This window comes from Peribacillus aracenensis (assembly GCF_025175645.1).
Taxonomy (GTDB): Bacteria; Bacillota; Bacilli; order Bacillales; family DSM-1321; genus Peribacillus; species Peribacillus aracenensis.
This window is the reverse complement of the sequence record NZ_JANZMJ010000003.1, coordinates 231389-247309: the sequence shown is the minus strand read 5'-3', so window position 1 is coordinate 247309 and position 15921 is coordinate 231389. Positions and strand designations below refer to the sequence as shown.

Below are 15921 nucleotides of genomic sequence, written 5' to 3'. Positions count from 1 at the left end.
GCTTACTGTTTGGATATAGGTTGTTTTTTACGGTCTCCAAATTTATTGGTCAATTTATCTAGAATTCTCTGGAATTATTCATCTAGTCGGGTTTTTAATAGAAGGAAGTTTCGAAATGATGTTCGAATAGGAGAAATCTTGATTGTGCCGAAATGGAATGTAGCTTACACTTTTCGGCGAAAGTTGGCATCATTGATGGTGAATGTTCAAGGGGAGGAGGTTTTTGTCAAAAGGCATGTTAAAAGTTTTCATTTTTCACAAAAAAACTCCAGATCTGAATTGATCCGGAGTTATTTTTTCTTCTCGATATTTTCGTAGACCGAGGCAAGGGCTTGTTCAAATTTCCCGCTCTTTTTCGGCTTGTAATATTTTTTGCTGCGCAGTTTGTCCGGTAAGTATTGTTGCTTCACCCAGCCATTCTCGTAGTTATGGGGATAAAGGTAGTCGATTCCTCGTCCGAGATCTGTGGCTCCTTTGTAATGGGCATCCTTAAGATGGTCTGGTACATCTCCACTATGGCCGCTGCGTATGTCGGAAAGCGCTGCATCAATTGCGACAATGGCCGTGTTTGATTTAGGTGATAGGCATAACTCGATCACTGAGTTGGCAAGTGGAATCCGGGCTTCGGGAAAACCGAGTCGTTCTGCGGCTTCGACTGCAGCGAGGGCCCTGGGACCAGCCTGCGGATTGGCAAGAGCTATGTCCTCGTAAGCGATGACAACCAAGCGGCGGGCAATGCTCACAAGATCACCGGCTTCGACCAAGCGCCCCAAATAATGAAGGGCTGCATTCACATCACTGCCGCGAATTGATTTTTGGAATGCCGACAGTACATCATAATGGGCATCTCCATCCTTGTCATGTGAGAAGCTTTTTTTCTGCATGCATTCCTCGGCAATTGGCAGATCTATATGAATGGTTCCGGATTCATCGGGTTCGGTGGAAATGACGGCGAGCTCAAGAGCGTTAAGGGCACTGCGGACATCTCCGTTCGAAGCGGTCGCGAAATGGGTAAGGGCATCAAGGCCGACATCGGTTTTATACGCACCAAGCCCTCGCTCTTCATCATGAAGTGCCCGTTCCAGGGCTTTGGTTATATCATTGGTATCCAATGATTTGAGCTCGAAAATCTGGCACCGGCTTCTGATGGCCGGATTGATGGCATGATAGGGATTGCTGGTTGTTGCACCGATCAAGGTGATCATCCCGTTTTCGAGATAAGGCAATAGGAAGTCCTGCTTCGCCTTATCGAGTCGATGAACCTCATCGAGCAGCAGAATCACTTTTCCGGACATCTTAGCCTCCGCTGCCACGATTTCCATATCCTTTTTATTATTGGTCACCGCGTTCAGCGTCCGGAAAGCAAACTTCGTGCTTCCGGCAATCGCACTTGCAATCGATGTCTTGCCAATTCCCGGCGGACCATACAGGATCATGGATGAAAGCTGTTTGGCTTTCACCATCCTCGCGATAATTTTTCCTTCACCGACCAGATGCTCCTGACCGATGATCTCATCAATCGACCGAGGCCGCATCCGGAAAGCAAGCGGTTTAATATTCATTGCGCACCTCTCCTTTTTATATAAGGTATCACAACTGATGGGGGAAATGCGCTGATTATGCTGTAAAAGAAGGCGAATTCGATTATGGCAGTTCCTTTGGGGATTTAATTTGTACTGTAAGGTGATAAATCTACCTATCCTTCTATGAGGGTATTTAATAGATAAACTCTGCCTTTAGTCTGGCCGGAATGGGCTGGTTTGTAATGGCAGGTTTAAAAAGGTATAGAAAGTCATGAAGTGCCGAAATGTGAGCAACAAGGGAAATGTCCAAATAGGTACGGAAAATCCGCTTTGGAAGTGGTAATCGGAATTCTATCATTCTCTAGCGGCTTGGGGATATAAGGAATGGACTATCGGGCAATAAATTCGATAATCGTTTACGTTATATTTGTTATTTAATTCAATTTTTGAAAGCATTCCATTCTTTTCTTTCGTTTATCCTACCTCTCCAATTAGGATAATTTGACAAATGGAGGGCGGGTGAATGCATTTCCGGCGGGAATATGCTATAATTTCAAAAGAATTTAGAAACGGATAAATAATTTGAGGTGTATATGTATGAAGATATCTACTAAAGGCCGTTATGGTTTGACGATCATGATCGAGCTTGCTAAACATTATGGAGAAGGACCGAAGAGTTTGAAATCGATTGCCCAGACGCATAATCTGTCGGAGCATTATTTGGAGCAATTGATTGCACCGCTTCGTAATGCGGGGTTGGTGAAGAGTGTCCGCGGTGCGTATGGCGGGTATGTCCTGTCTAAAGATCCTCAGGAGATTACTTCGGGTGATGTCATTCGTGTATTGGAAGGGCCGATTACCCCTGTTGAAGGAATTGAGGATGAGGAGCCGGTTAAGCGCCAGCTTTGGATCAGGATTCGCGATGCCGTGAAGGATGTATTGGATAATACGACGCTTATGGATTTGGCGAGCTACAAGGATACGGGTGAAATCGATTCTTATATGTACTATATTTAATTGATTAGCAATGCGCCTATTATATAGGCGCTTGCGTTTTTTAATGGAGGCGACAAAAAAGTGGACAGAATTTATTTAGATCATGCTGCGACTTCACCGATGCATCCGAAGGTGATCGATAGGATGATGACAGTCATGAGCCATGACTTCGGTAATCCATCGAGCATTCATGCTTTCGGGCGGGAGGCGCGCCATGTTTTGGATGAGGCGCGTTCGAGTATTGCGGCTAGCATCGGTGCGGGGCGGAATGAAATCATTTTCACGAGCGGTGGAACCGAGGCTGATAATACGGCGATCATAGGTGTTGCGAATGCCTATAAAGAAAAAGGGAAGCACATCATTACGACGGAGATCGAGCATCATGCGGTTTTGCATACATGCCAATACCTTGAGAAGTCTGGCTTTGAGGTCACGTATTTACCTGTGAATGAAGCGGGGCTTATTTCAATTGCCGATTTAAGGGCGGCATTGCGGGATGACACGATTTTGGTTTCGGTCATGTTCGGCAATAATGAGGTTGGAGCGATCCAGCCGATTGCTGAAATCGGACAGCTGCTTAAGGGGCATCAAGCGATTTTCCATACGGATGCGGTTCAGGCATATGGTTTGATCTCTATCGACGTTCGCGAGTTGGGTGTGGATTTGCTGAGTGTATCCGCGCATAAAATCAACGGTCCCAAAGGAATCGGTTTTCTTTATATGCGTGAAGGCTTGAAGCTGAATCCGCAATTATATGGCGGTGAACAAGAACGCAAGCGCCGTGCTGGTACGGAGAGTGTGCCGGCAATTGCCGGTTTTTCAGAAGCTGTTTCACTTGCACAAAGCACGATGGAAAAGAAAAAGGAGCAATACAAGCGATTTAAAGACGTATTGCTTGCCGTCTTTGCTGAGGCGGATGTACAATATGAAATTAACGGATCTATGGAACAGTCGCTGCCGCATTTGCTGAATGTCAGTTTTCCGGGTACGAATGTGGAATCAATGCTCGTCAATATGGACTTGGCAGGTGTTGCTGTATCGAGCGGATCCGCTTGTACTGCTGGGTCAATCGATCCGTCGCATGTGCTTGTGGCGATGTTCGGGAAAGATTCGGAGCGGACGAAGAATTCGATTCGTTTCAGCTTCGGTCTGAACAATACGGAAGAGGAAGTAAGGCAGGCGGCTGAAACCACCGTAAAAATCGTTAATAGATTAGTGGGAAGATAATTCCCGCTTTAAATAAATGAGGTGACAGAATGAGAAAAGCACCACAGGACACCCGCGTCGTCGTGGGTATGTCAGGAGGCGTGGATTCTTCTGTGTCAGCCCTGCTATTGAAGAATCAAGGCTATGATGTGGTCGGGATTTTCATGAAGAACTGGGATGATACAGATGAAAACGGAGTTTGTACGGCAACGGAAGATTACAATGATGTAATTGCCGTTTGTAATCAAATCGGCATCCCTTATTATGCGGTCAATTTCGAAAAGCAGTATTGGGATAAAGTTTTCACTTATTTCTTGGATGAGTATAAAGCGGGCCGTACCCCGAATCCGGATGTAATGTGCAATAAGGAAATCAAGTTCAAGGCCTTCCTTGAACATGCCGTAAGCCTTGGTGCCGATTATGTGGCTACAGGTCATTACGCACAAGTTGAATACCGGGATGGCGAATACAAAATGCTTCGCGGTGTTGATAATAATAAAGATCAAACGTACTTCTTGAACCAGCTTACTCAAGAACAGTTGGAAAAAGTCATGTTCCCGCTTGGGCACATTGATAAGAAGGAAGTCCGTGAAATTGCGAAGGAAGCCGGCCTTGCCACGGCAACGAAAAAAGATTCCACCGGGATCTGTTTTATCGGTGAACGCAATTTCAAAGAGTTTTTAAGCAATTACCTCCCAGCTCAGCCCGGTGATATGGTCACGATGGACGGCAAGGTGATGGGCAAGCATGATGGTTTGATGTATTACACCATCGGTCAGCGCCACGGTCTGGGGATTGGCGGCAGCGGCGAACCTTGGTTTGTTGCGGGAAAAGACTTGAAGCGCAATGTTTTATATGTGTGTCAAGGCTTTGATAATGATGTGCTGTATTCGAATTCCCTTCGTGCAGTGAATGTCAGCTGGGTAGCGGAACATATACCTGCTGGTGAATTTACATGTACGGCAAAGTTCAGGTACCGTCAAGTGGATAGCGGGGTTAAGGTGAAGGTATTGGAAAATGGTGATGTCGAAGTCATCTTTGACGAGCCAGTCCGCGCGATCACACCTGGACAAGCAGTCGTATTCTATGATGATGAAGTGTGCCTTGGCGGCGGTACGATTGATGAAGTATTTAAAAAAGGTGAAAAACTGACTTACGTAGGGTAAAATAAGCATGTCCCCAGCTGTGTTTGCGGTTGGGGACTTCTTTTGGATTGCGGGTGTACCGCCTGAATTCGACCACTGGGTTATGCTATACTTTTTAATATAAAAATGGAGTGTGAATGGATATGGATAAGAATCAACAAGGAATTGAATTTATGCAGCAAGGGAAATACGAAGAAGCGGCGAAAGTTTTTAATGAGGCGATCGAGGAAAATCCAAATGAGCCTGTTGCCTACATAAACTTTGGGAATGTATTGACTGCCGTGGGTGAAACAGATAAAGCGGTCAAGTTTTACAAAAAGGCGATTGAGCTGGATGAAAATGCAGCAGCGGCTTACTATTCATTAGGAAATTTATATTATGAATCCGATTCTAAACTGGTCGAAGCGAAGGATATGTTTGAAAAGGCAATCCGTTTGGGACTGGATAACAGCGATGCCTACTTCATGCTTGGATTGACCTTGATGGCGTTAGATCAACCGAAATTGGCAATGCCTTATTTACAGAGAACGGTGGAGCTGAGCCCTGAGGACGTTGATGCGAGATTCCAATATGCGCTTTGTCTTGCCAATGCGGAATTGTATGATGAATTGATCAATCAACTGAATTTAGTTGTGGAACAGGATCCGGGCCATGCGGATGCTTATTATAATTTAGGGGTTGCGTTTGCAGGGTACCGTGAGGATGCGCAAGCGGCGATGGGTTATTTTGATAAGGCTTTGGAAGCACAGCCAGACCATATGCTTGCTGCGCACGGAAAGAAACTGATGGAAGAAATGAATGCTGAGTAAATAAACGGCATATGCATGGAAAGGTGGGGAGAAGCGTTGAGCCAGCAAGATTCGTTGGATTTGTTTTCAGAAGAGAAAATGTTCATGAAAGGAAGTCATTTAGTGACGATCTTTCATAATGAAGAAAACATGTACTCGGTTGTAAGAATTCGCGTGCATGAAACGAATCTGAATTATGAAGAGAAAGAAGCGGTCGTAACAGGTTATTTTCCAAGGATGCATGAGGATGAGATCTATATTTTTTATGGGGCCATGAAGGAACATCCGCGTTTTGGCCTTCAATACCATGTAGAGCATTTTCGCAAGGATCTGCCTCAATCCAAGGAAGGAATCGTCAGCTATTTATCCGGTGACCTTTTCAAGGGCATCGGGAAAAAAACAGCTGAAAGCATTGTTGAGACTCTGGGTGAAAAGGCAATTTCAAAAATTCTGGCTCAGCCTTCGCTACTTGATGACATCCCGAAGCTATCCGGGGAAAAGGCAAAGGGGCTCTATGATACATTGGTCGAGCATCAAGGGCTGGAGCAGGTGATGATTGCCCTGAATCAATATGGCTTCGGTCCGCAGCTGTCGATGAAGATATATCAAATGTATAAGCAGGATACGATCTCGATGGTTCAGGGAAATCCGTATAAGCTTGTTGAGGATATTGAAGGGATTGGCTTTGGAAGGGCGGATGAGCTTGGGCATCAGCTGGGCATTTCCGGCAGCCATCCCGATCGAATCAAGGCTGCGTGTTTGTATACGCTTGAATCACAATGCCTCCAGGACGGAAATATCTACATAGAAGCCGAGCAGCTATTGGAGGCTGTCAAACGTCTTCTGGAGGAAAATAAACGGGATCGTATTGAGTTCACGAACATTTCCTCGGAAATAATCGAATTGACGCAAGAGGGGAAAATAGTTGTCGAGGATCAACGGATTTATCCGCCTTCGCTATTCTATTCGGAGAAGGGAATCGTGATGAATATCAAGAGGCTGCTTGCTCAAACCGAGTATGAGGACCAGTTCCCGGAATCGGAGTTCTTGCTGGCACTTGGGGAGCTGGAAGAACGGCTGGATGTATCTTATGCACCGGCCCAAAAGGAAGCGATCCAAACAGCCCTGCAATCACCCATGTTAATCTTGACGGGCGGACCTGGTACCGGTAAGACGACAGTCATCAAAGGAATCGTTGAGCTATATGCAGAGCTGCATGGTGTATCCATGGATATTAACGATTATAAAAAAGAAGGAAGCGATCCATTTCCATTCGTACTTGCGGCCCCTACTGGCCGTGCAGCGAAACGAATGGCCGAATCGACTGGGCTCCCGGCGGTTACGATTCACCGTTTGCTGGGGTGGAACGGGAGCGAAGGCTTTTCCCATGATGAGGATAATCAGCTGGATGGCCGTATCGTGATCATCGATGAGGTTTCCATGGTGGATACGTGGCTGGCCCATCAATTGTTTAAAGCTCTGCCGGAAAATGTCCAAGTGATATTGGTTGGTGATGAAGATCAGCTGCCATCTGTTGGACCTGGGCAGGTTTTAAAGGATTTGCTTGCATCGAATTGTGTACCGACTGTCAGTCTGGAACATATTTATCGTCAAGCTGATGGCTCATCGATCATTGAATTGGCCCATGAAATCAAAAAAGGAAGGCTTCCGGATGATGTCACGAAACAGCAAGAAGATCGATCGTTCATTCGCTGCCAAACTGGTCAAATCCCCCAAGTAATCGAGAAGGTGGTTGCCAATGCGAGGACGAAAGGCTTCACGGCCAAGGATATACAGGTGCTGGCTCCCATGTATAGAGGGCCTGCAGGGATTGATGCCCTGAATAAAATGCTTCAGGAAGTGTTCAATAGCAATGCGAATGAGAAGCGGCGGGAAATAAAATTCGGAGATGTGATATACAGAACGGGAGATAAGGTGCTTCAACTGGTGAACCAGCCGGAGGAGGGAGTCTTTAATGGCGATATGGGTGAAATCGTGTCCATCTTGTTCGCTAAAGAAAATACCGATCATGTCGATAAAATAATCATATCATTCGAAGGCATCGAAGTGACTTACACGAAACAGGACTTGAACCAGATTACACATGCCTATTGCTGCTCCATCCATAAGTCGCAGGGAAGCGAATTTCCCATTGTCATTTTACCTGTAGTGAAAAGTTATTATCGGATGCTCCGCCGTAATTTATTATATACGGCGATTACCCGCAGTAAAAATTTCTTGATCCTTTGTGGTGAAGAAGATGCATTCCGTTTAGGGATCGAGCGTAATGATGAGATGCGCCGGAAAACGACTTTGCGTGAAAAGCTGCAAGAGATTTTGAGTAAAGAAGAAATGCCGGCGGAAAAGGAAGAGGTACATCAACAATCAAGTTATCTTGATATTCTCATGCATGCTGATCCGATGATCGGGATGGAGAATGTCACGCCATATGATTTTATGTAGCTGGTTCTATTTGATGAATTTTGTTTAAAATTCATAGTTTTGGTGGAACTATAGAATATAACTTTTTTGTGAAAGAGTAGGGGGGATTGGATGAAAAAAGGTTGGATAATAGGAATAGTCGTTGTCGTTTTACTGGTCATTTTTGGTGCATCTTCGTACAATGGCCTTGTAAGTGCCAGTGAAGACGTCGATAATAAATGGTCACAGGTGGATAATCAATTAAAACGGAGAGCGGATTTGATTCCGAATCTTGTGGAAACGGTGAAGGGTTATGCTTCGCATGAAACGGAAGCCATTAAAGCGGTGAGCGATGCACGCTCGAAGCTGGCTGGTGCCAATTCGACTGAAGATGCGATTGCAGCCGACCAACAATTAAGCGGGGCCTTGAGCCGGCTTTTGGTGGTTGTCGAGAACTATCCGGATTTAAAGGCCAATGAGAACTTCAAGGGTCTCATGGATAGTTTGGAAGGAACGGAAAATCGGCTGACTGTAGCCCGAAAAGACTATAATGATGAAGTGACCAACTATAATAAAATGATTAAACGCTTTCCGAAGAATGTGATGGCAGGGGCGTTCGGGTTCGATGCCAAACCATATTTTGAAGTGACCGATCAAGAAAAAGAAACGCCAAAGGTTGATTTCGGGAGCGATAAATAATGAAAAAACTCGCTGTGTTTGCGCTATTCTTCATACTCACGTTCAGTTTAGCAAACGTGGCCGCAGCACAACCTAACATTCCTGAACCAATTGGGGATATTTATGTTCAGGACTTTGCCGGAGTCCTGAGTGAACAGGAAAAATCCGAACTCATCGAGCTAGGGAAACGATTGGATGATGCCACAAAAGCACAAATTTCCGTTTTGACGGTTGATTCGATGGAAGGATCCGAGATCGAGGAGTACTCGGTCGAGGCATTGAGATCATTCAAGCTTGGGGATGCCGAGCTGAACAATGGAGTCCTCATTGTGCTGGCCATGGAAGAACAGAAAATCCGTATTGAAGTGGGATACGGTTTGGAGGGGGCCATTACCGATATAAAATCTGGACAGATTTTGGACGATGTGGCTATCCCTGCGCTGAAAGAGGGTAAATATGATGTGGCCCTGACGGAAACCTATAAGGCCGTATACAACGATGTCACGAAAGAATACAACCTAGGTGACGAGTTTTATCAAGATCTTTCCGTTCAGCCCGAGTCAGAAAACTTTCAGCCATCAGGTTTACAGATTTTCCTGATTATCATCGTTGTCATCATCGTATTCATCCTCGATGCCAAGTTCTTTAAAGGATTTTTCCTTCAAACGCTAATCAATATCCTTTTGATATTCATCAGTCGCGGAGGCGGCGGCCGTGGAGGCGGAAGCGGCGGTCCGCGGGGCGGCGGCGGAGGAAGTTCCGGTGGCGGAGGTTCCAGCAGAGGATGGTAAAGCAGTGGGTCTGACCGGGAAACCGGTCTTTTTTTTATGCTCTTTTCGTAAAGATTGTTGTTTTTAAAACGAAACGATTTAAGGTTGATTGGAGCGGAAGTGCGAGACTCCGGCGGGAGCAGCGGGACAGGTGAGACCCCACAGGCGTTCACGCCGAGGAGGCTCACCGCCGCCCCGCGGAAAGCGAGCAATGGAGGGGAGGAAATCAACCACACCGCATTACTTGGTGAATAGCAACAAAGTATGCGAAAACAGCTTTTTTTATGTCTGTTCCCTGTATTTATGGAAGTTGGACCAACAATGGAAAACCTTTCAGCACATCTATTTTCAGCAGGATAGAGATAATAAAAATGTTCGGAAAGGCGGGATGACCTTGCGGACGTTTTCTTTATTGAAAGGAATGCCGGTTTTTACGATCAAAGGAGAAAGAATCGGCACGGTCCACGATTTATCAATTTCTGAAATGGGACAAGTAACAGGGTTGGTCGTTCATCAACAAGCATTGTTCAAAAGAGCTTTTCATTTGGAACTTGACGGTATTTCTTCATTCGGCCCTGATGGGATCGTGATCAGGCAACAAGATCCTACCTTAAGTAAAGTGCCTGCGGATTCCATTTGCCTATCGAAGGACGAGTTATTGGGACGCATGCTTTTTTCAGAAATGGGTGAAGAACTTGGTTTACTGCAGGATGTATATTTCAAGGAGAAAATGGGCACGATTATAGCGTATGAAACAACGGATGGTTTTTTCTCTGAGTCGACAGTGATAGAATCAAAACAGCCGCCTGCACTAGGGAAGGATACCATCATTGTTTCAGTTTATGAACAGTGAGGTGTCCATTTTGGAAATTAAATGTCCGAATTGCCGCAGTAAAGATGTCGGGAAGATTGGTGTAAATCAATATTATTGTTGGAATTGCTTTATTGAAATGACCCTATCCGAAGGGCTCATTAATACGCATCAGGTCGAGGAAGATGGAAGTTTAAGCTCATTGGACGATTTGTTTGAGGAAAATGACCGCCGCTTCAGTATGTAATTAACGGAAGAGGTGTTTGCAATGGCTAGACGTTCACGCAATACTCTAATGAATATGGGTTCGGACTTGATGAACTCGAAGATGATCAAACGGAACATGAAGAAAATACGCAAAAGATTAAAATCATTATTATAGCAGGAATGGGTGTCCTGAATTAATGAGGGCACTCTTTTTTATGTATGAAAACCTTCCGCCTTTCGAAGAATAAATGAGCGGGAGGTGTTTATTGTGAGTATTCGTTTAAAATGGTTTTATCGCCTGGGTTTTTTATTGCTCTTATTTTTTGTTATCTATATTTTTATGAAACTCAAACCCATGTGGGGACCTGCCGTTACTGTATGCGTGACGGTACTGCTGCCTTTTTTGATTGGTGCGTTCATCAGTTACTTGCTTCACCCTGTAGTGGAATATTTAAATGAGAAAGGGATGCGTCGCTGGCTTTCGATTACGATCATCTATTTGTTGTTTTTCGGAGGGATCGGCTTTGCTGTTTATAAAGGTATTCCAATGATCGTCAGCCAGGTTCGCGAGCTGTCGGAAAGCGTGCCGGAACTGGTTGAACAGTACCGGGGCAGGATTGATAAGCTCAATCATCAAACGGCGGCCTGGCCGTTCGGAATTCATGAAAGATTCGAAGAAGGTGTCACCCTTTTCGAAGGTTGGCTGAAGGGTCTACCTGAAAAGGCGATGGAGTATGCAATGAAGATGATTGATTTCATCGTCCTGATTGCGTTGATTCCATTCATTGCTTTTTATATCCTGAAGGATTTCACTGTGTTAAAAAAAATGGCTTGGTATATGACCCCGAAAAAATGGCGCAAGCAGGGACGGGCTTTCGTTCGTGATGTGGATGCCTCGCTTGGCGGCTATATCCGCGGACAAATCATCGTTTGTGTCGTGATCGGTTTGATTTCCTCGCTGCTCTTTTGGATAGTCGGAATGAAATATCCGCTTCTATTGGGGGCGATAATCGGAATAACGAATGTCATCCCGTATTTCGGGCCGATTATCGGGGCCATTCCCGCAGTGGTCATCGCCGCGACAATGTCAGTTAAAATGGTGTTGATCATCGCGGTCATCGTGCTCGTACTTCAATTTCTTGAGGGAAATATCCTGTCACCGTTAATAGTCGGTAAAAGCCTCCATATGCATCCGCTGTTCATCATGCTTGCATTATTGGCGGGGGGCGAAATAGGCGGTATCGTGGGCATGGTCGTTTCGATTCCCCTCTTGGCTGTGTTGAAAGTTTTTGTACTTCATGCCCGCGTTCACTTTAGAAAGAAGCCCCCCCTTATTGACAAATAAAAGTCTTGTGAATATAATCCTTTACATAAGATAATTCGTTGAAGGATGAAGTATGCTGAAGTCCATCTATAAGAGAGGGGTCCCCCAGGCTGAAAGGGACTGCCAGGTGAAGAGCAGCAGAAAGCTAGTCCTGAGAGCAGCTAATACCTGCCGTCATGCCGCGTTAAGGCTTTTATGAAGGTGATGGGCCTAGGTGAAATCCTGCGTCCATAATCAGGGTGGTACCGCGAGTCAACTCTCGTCCCTGTTTTTGGGATGGGGGTTTTTTGTGTGCTCAAAATTACATAATTTTAAGAGGAGGATATATATGAAGTATTTAACTGGTGCTCAAATCCGCCAAATGTATTTAGATTTTTTTAGTGAAAAAGGCCATAACATCGAACCAAGTGCGTCATTGGTTCCTCATGAAGATCCATCATTGCTTTGGATCAATTCCGGGGTGGCAACGTTAAAGAAATATTTTGATGGACGGGTGATTCCTGAAAATCCAAGGATCACAAATGCCCAAAAGGCCATCCGTACGAACGATATTGAAAACGTGGGGAAAACGGCACGTCATCATACGTTTTTCGAAATGCTCGGAAACTTCTCCATTGGTGAATACTTCAAAGAAGAAGCCATTACATGGGCTTGGGAGTTTTTGACGGATGAAAAATGGATTGGCTTCGACAAAGAGAAATTGGCTGTTACGATCCATCCTGAAGATGATGAAGCTTTCGAACTCTGGAATAAGAAAATCGGTGTTCCTGCTGAAAGGATCATTCGCTTGGAAGAAAACTTCTGGGATATCGGTGAGGGTCCAAGCGGCCCGAATACAGAGATTTTCTATGACCGGGGACCGGCATATGGCGATGATCCGAATGATCCGGAACTATATCCAGGCGGGGAAAATGAACGTCATCTGGAAGTCTGGAACCTTGTGTTTTCTCAATTCAACCATAATCCTGATGGTTCTTACACACCTCTTCCAAAGAAGAATATCGATACAGGAATGGGCCTAGAACGTATGGCTTCCGTCGTTCAAGATGTGGCGACGAACTATGATACAGATTTATTCATGCCGATCATCCGTGCAGTCGAAGAGATTTCCGATGTGAAGTATGGTGCCGATACAGAAAAAGATGTGGCCTTCAAGGTCATTGCCGACCATATTCGTACGGTAGCCTTTGCAGTAGGCGACGGGGCTCTTCCATCCAACGAAGGCCGCGGTTATGTATTGCGCCGTTTACTCCGCAGAGCGGTTCGATATGCTAAGCAAATCAACATCAATCGACCATTCATGTTCGAGCTTGTGACGGTCGTAGGCGAAATCATGAAAGACTTCTACCCTGAAGTCCTCAAGAATAAAGAGTTCATTGCAAAAGTAATCAAAAATGAAGAGGAACGCTTCCATGAAACCTTGAATGATGGACTGTCCATCCTTTCTGAAGTCATTAAAAAGGAAAAGGAAAAAGGCGGTACGACCATTCCGGGCAGTGATGCTTTCCGTTTATATGACACATATGGTTTCCCGATTGAGTTAACGGAAGAATATGCAGAAGAAGAAGGCATGACGGTCGATCAAGCCGGATTTGAAAAAGAGATGGATGCACAGCGTGAACGTGCCCGTTCAGCGCGTCAAGATGTGGATTCGATGCAAATCCAAGGCGGGGTATTGGGCGATATAAAAGTTGAAAGTGAATTTGTCGGCTATGATCAAGTAGCTATCGAAGCCAAAGTTGCTGCCATCGTAAAAAATGGCGAGCTTGTAACGGAGGCAGAAGAAGGAGAAGAAGTTCAAGTGATACTGAACAAGACTCCTTTCTACGCGGAAAGCGGCGGACAAATAGCCGATATAGGAACGATGGCCAGTGAATCCGTGAAGGTTGATGTCCATGATGTCCAAAAAGCTCCTAATGGCCAAAACCTGCACCGTGTAACGGTTACTGCCGGCACTTTAACAGCAGATTCCAATATCGTTGCTGCGGTAAATCAAGAAAACCGCATCCATATCACGAAAAACCATACAGCGACGCACCTTCTGCATCAGGCGTTGAAAGATGTGCTTGGTACACATGTCAACCAAGCTGGTTCACTCGTACAGGCTGAGCGTCTTCGCTTCGACTTCTCTCATTTTGGCCAGATAACGGCGGAAGAGATTGAACAAATCGAAACGATTGTAAATGAAAAGATTTGGCAAAGCTTACAAGTGAATACGGACTATAAAAACATCGATGAAGCAAAAGCTATGGGCGCCATGGCCTTGTTCGGCGAAAAATACGGCAAGGTTGTCCGTGTCGTTCAAATAGGTGATTACAGCCTAGAACTTTGCGGCGGTGTCCATGTTCCGAATACAGCGGTAATCGGCTTGTTCAAAATCGTTTCCGAAAGCGGCATCGGAGCTGGGACTCGCCGTATAGAAGCGGTAACGGGTGCAGGGGCATACCAATTGATGACTGAGCAAATCGGTGTCTTGAAGGACGCAGCTGCTAAATTGAAAACAAACTTGAAAGACGTACCTACAAGAATTGAAACGGTACTGGCAGAAGTGAAGGATCTTCATCGTGAGAATGAAAGCCTTACTGCAAAATTAAGCAATATCGAAGCAAGCAGCCTTGTTTCTAACGTAAAAGAAGTAAATGGGGTTCAAGTATTGGTGGCGAAGGTTCAAGCTACCGACATGAATAATCTGCGTGCCATGGCGGATGATTTGAAACAAAAGCTCGATTCTGTCATCATCGTATTAGGTTCGGCCCAAGGTGATAAAGTCAATTTGATTGCCGGGGTGACCAAGGATTACATCGATCGCGGTTTCCATGCTGGTAAATTGGTCAAAGAAGTTGCTTCCCGCTGCGGCGGCGGCGGCGGCGGCCGTCCAGATATGGCCCAAGCCGGCGGAAAAGACCCTGAAAAATTGGATGCAGCACTTAATTTTGTTGAAGAATGGGTCTTATCGATTTCATAATCAATGGAAAGTGTTGTACAATGTAGGTAATAGTGGATTCTGGACGCTGAGGAGAGGTGCATGTTAATGAGTTCCTTTGATAAAACGATGAAATTTAATTTTCCCGAAGAACCATTCGAAAGAGATGTACAAGAAGTACTGTCTCAAGTATATGTTGCACTTCAGGAAAAAGGTTATAACCCTATAAACCAGATTGTCGGTTATCTATTATCTGGTGACCCGGCCTACATCCCGCGCCATATGGATGCTCGGAACATTATTCGTAAGCTTGAACGCGATGAAATCATCGAAGAATTGGTTAAATCGTATCTTAAGAACCATCGAGAGGAATACTAATGCGCACAATGGGACTTGATTTAGGTTCAAAAACCATAGGCGTTGCCCTGAGCGACGCGATGGGTTGGACTGCACAAGGATTGGAAACGATCAAAATTAACGAAGCTGGAAATGACTTCGGCTTTAAACGCCTCAATGAAATTATAAAAGAGCATGATGTTTCTAAAATTGTCCTCGGTTTACCTAAAAACATGAATGGGACTGTTGGACCGCGAGGCGAAATCAGCCAAGATTTCGCTAAACGATTAGAAAACAAATTCAAGCTGCCGGTGTTTCTCTGGGATGAACGGTTGACAACTATGGCGGCTGAACGTGTCCTTCTTGAGGCGGACGTGAGCCGAAGCAAACGCAAGAAAGTCATTGATAAAATGGCTGCTGTCATGATTCTGCAAGGATTCTTGGACAGACAAACAAATTCAATATGAGGTGAATACTAATGGAACACGGCGAAAACAACATTACAGTAGTAGATGAAAACGGAAACGAGCAGCTTTGCGAAATCCTTTTCACATTCGATTCAGATAAATTCAACAAATCTTATGTACTTTACTATCCGATGTCTGCAGAAGATGACGAGGAAGAAATTGAAATCCACGCTTCATCATTCGTACCAAGCGAAGATAATAAAGATGGTGAACTTACACCGATCGAAACAGAAGAAGAATGGGATCTTGTTGAAGAGATGTTAAATACATTCCTTGACCAAGAAGAAGCAGAAGAAGAATAAGATTAGAAAAAAAACCGGCCCTAA

General features: G+C 45.0%; 15 protein-coding genes. 14 read left to right on the top strand and 1 reads right to left on the bottom strand.

From position 1 onward, the window contains the following. Positions 1-290: 290 nt before the first annotated feature. A complete protein-coding gene (locus N0M92_RS05480) occupies positions 291-1562 on the bottom strand; it encodes a replication-associated recombination protein A (protein ID WP_260284776.1) in 1272 nt (423 codons plus the stop codon). 558 nt (positions 1563-2120) lie between these two features. Here N0M92_RS05480 and cymR point away from each other — a divergent pair. The 14 genes from cymR (at position 2121) to N0M92_RS05410 (ending at position 15897) form a co-directional block, all read left to right on the top strand. After that, positions 2121-2540 (top strand): cysteine metabolism transcriptional regulator CymR, encoded by a 420-nt coding sequence (gene cymR / locus N0M92_RS05475; protein ID WP_034308657.1) that lies wholly within the window; start codon positions 2121-2123, stop codon positions 2538-2540. A gap of 60 nt (positions 2541-2600) precedes the next feature. After that, the gene (locus tag N0M92_RS05470; RefSeq protein WP_260284775.1) at positions 2601-3746 is read left to right on the top strand and encodes a cysteine desulfurase family protein; all 1146 of its coding nucleotides are present in this window, start codon (positions 2601-2603) and stop codon (positions 3744-3746) included. A 29-nt stretch (positions 3747-3775) separates the two neighbouring features. Further along, positions 3776-4891 (top strand): tRNA 2-thiouridine(34) synthase MnmA, encoded by a 1116-nt coding sequence (gene mnmA / locus N0M92_RS05465; protein WP_260284774.1) that lies wholly within the window; start codon positions 3776-3778, stop codon positions 4889-4891. Between the two features lie 122 nt (positions 4892-5013). Further along, entirely contained in the window at positions 5014-5679 is a 666-nt protein-coding gene (locus tag N0M92_RS05460; protein WP_260284772.1) for a tetratricopeptide repeat protein, read from the top strand. A 36-nt stretch (positions 5680-5715) separates the two neighbouring features. Beyond that, entirely contained in the window at positions 5716-8121 is a 2406-nt protein-coding gene (gene recD2, locus N0M92_RS05455) for an SF1B family DNA helicase RecD2 (protein WP_260284770.1), read from the top strand. A gap of 90 nt (positions 8122-8211) precedes the next feature. After that, positions 8212-8778 carry a LemA family protein gene (locus N0M92_RS05450; protein WP_141992124.1) on the top strand — a complete coding sequence of 189 codons (567 nt, stop codon included), beginning with the start codon at positions 8212-8214 and terminating at the stop codon, positions 8776-8778. Beyond that, complete coding sequence (locus tag N0M92_RS05445) at positions 8778-9548, top strand: TPM domain-containing protein (protein ID WP_260284769.1); 771 nt, start codon at positions 8778-8780, stop codon at positions 9546-9548. The genes N0M92_RS05450 and N0M92_RS05445 overlap by 1 nt, the downstream gene beginning before the upstream one ends. A gap of 373 nt (positions 9549-9921) precedes the next feature. Further along, a complete protein-coding gene (locus tag N0M92_RS05440; protein WP_397443806.1) occupies positions 9922-10380 on the top strand; it encodes a PRC-barrel domain-containing protein in 459 nt (152 codons plus the stop codon). Further along, on the top strand, positions 10370-10585 hold the full coding sequence (locus N0M92_RS05435; protein ID WP_063233024.1) for a hypothetical protein: 216 nt from the start codon (positions 10370-10372) through the stop codon (positions 10583-10585). Before N0M92_RS05440 ends, N0M92_RS05435 begins: the two co-directional genes overlap by 11 nt. A 228-nt stretch (positions 10586-10813) precedes the next feature. Continuing rightward, positions 10814-11890: an AI-2E family transporter gene (locus N0M92_RS05430; RefSeq protein WP_260284768.1), complete on the top strand. Its 1077-nt coding sequence runs from the start codon at positions 10814-10816 to the stop codon at positions 11888-11890. Positions 11891-12197: 307 nt separating this feature from the next. Beyond that, positions 12198-14834: an alanine--tRNA ligase gene (gene alaS, locus N0M92_RS05425; protein ID WP_260284767.1), complete on the top strand. Its 2637-nt coding sequence runs from the start codon at positions 12198-12200 to the stop codon at positions 14832-14834. 66 nt (positions 14835-14900) lie between these two features. Next, positions 14901-15170, top strand: coding sequence for an IreB family regulatory phosphoprotein (locus tag N0M92_RS05420; protein WP_034311358.1), 270 nt, complete (start codon positions 14901-14903; stop codon positions 15168-15170). After that, the gene (ruvX, locus tag N0M92_RS05415; RefSeq protein ID WP_034308633.1) at positions 15170-15595 is read left to right on the top strand and encodes a Holliday junction resolvase RuvX; all 426 of its coding nucleotides are present in this window, start codon (positions 15170-15172) and stop codon (positions 15593-15595) included. Before N0M92_RS05420 ends, ruvX begins: the two co-directional genes overlap by 1 nt. A gap of 11 nt (positions 15596-15606) precedes the next feature. Further along, entirely contained in the window at positions 15607-15897 is a 291-nt protein-coding gene (locus N0M92_RS05410; RefSeq protein ID WP_063232962.1) for a DUF1292 domain-containing protein, read from the top strand. The last annotated feature ends 24 nt before the right edge of the window (positions 15898-15921 follow it).

What these genes read in the sequence shown, in the direction of transcription:
- mnmA (WP_260284774.1), top strand. Translation starts at nt 3,776, where the DNA reads ATGAGAAAAGCACCACAGGACACCCGCGTCGTCGTGGGTATGTCAGGA.
- cymR (WP_034308657.1), top strand. Translation starts at nt 2,121, where the DNA reads ATGAAGATATCTACTAAAGGCCGTTATGGTTTGACGATCATGATCGAG.
- N0M92_RS05480 (WP_260284776.1), bottom strand. Translation starts at nt 1,562, where the DNA reads ATGAATATTAAACCGCTTGCTTTCCGGATGCGGCCTCGGTCGATTGAT.
- N0M92_RS05445 (WP_260284769.1), top strand. Translation starts at nt 8,778, where the DNA reads ATGAAAAAACTCGCTGTGTTTGCGCTATTCTTCATACTCACGTTCAGT.
- alaS (WP_260284767.1), top strand. Translation starts at nt 12,198, where the DNA reads ATGAAGTATTTAACTGGTGCTCAAATCCGCCAAATGTATTTAGATTTT.
- N0M92_RS05420 (WP_034311358.1), top strand. Translation starts at nt 14,901, where the DNA reads ATGAGTTCCTTTGATAAAACGATGAAATTTAATTTTCCCGAAGAACCA.
- ruvX (WP_034308633.1), top strand. Translation starts at nt 15,170, where the DNA reads ATGCGCACAATGGGACTTGATTTAGGTTCAAAAACCATAGGCGTTGCC.
- N0M92_RS05435 (WP_063233024.1), top strand. Translation starts at nt 10,370, where the DNA reads ATGAACAGTGAGGTGTCCATTTTGGAAATTAAATGTCCGAATTGCCGC.
- N0M92_RS05410 (WP_063232962.1), top strand. Translation starts at nt 15,607, where the DNA reads ATGGAACACGGCGAAAACAACATTACAGTAGTAGATGAAAACGGAAAC.
- N0M92_RS05460 (WP_260284772.1), top strand. Translation starts at nt 5,014, where the DNA reads ATGGATAAGAATCAACAAGGAATTGAATTTATGCAGCAAGGGAAATAC.
- N0M92_RS05450 (WP_141992124.1), top strand. Translation starts at nt 8,212, where the DNA reads ATGAAAAAAGGTTGGATAATAGGAATAGTCGTTGTCGTTTTACTGGTC.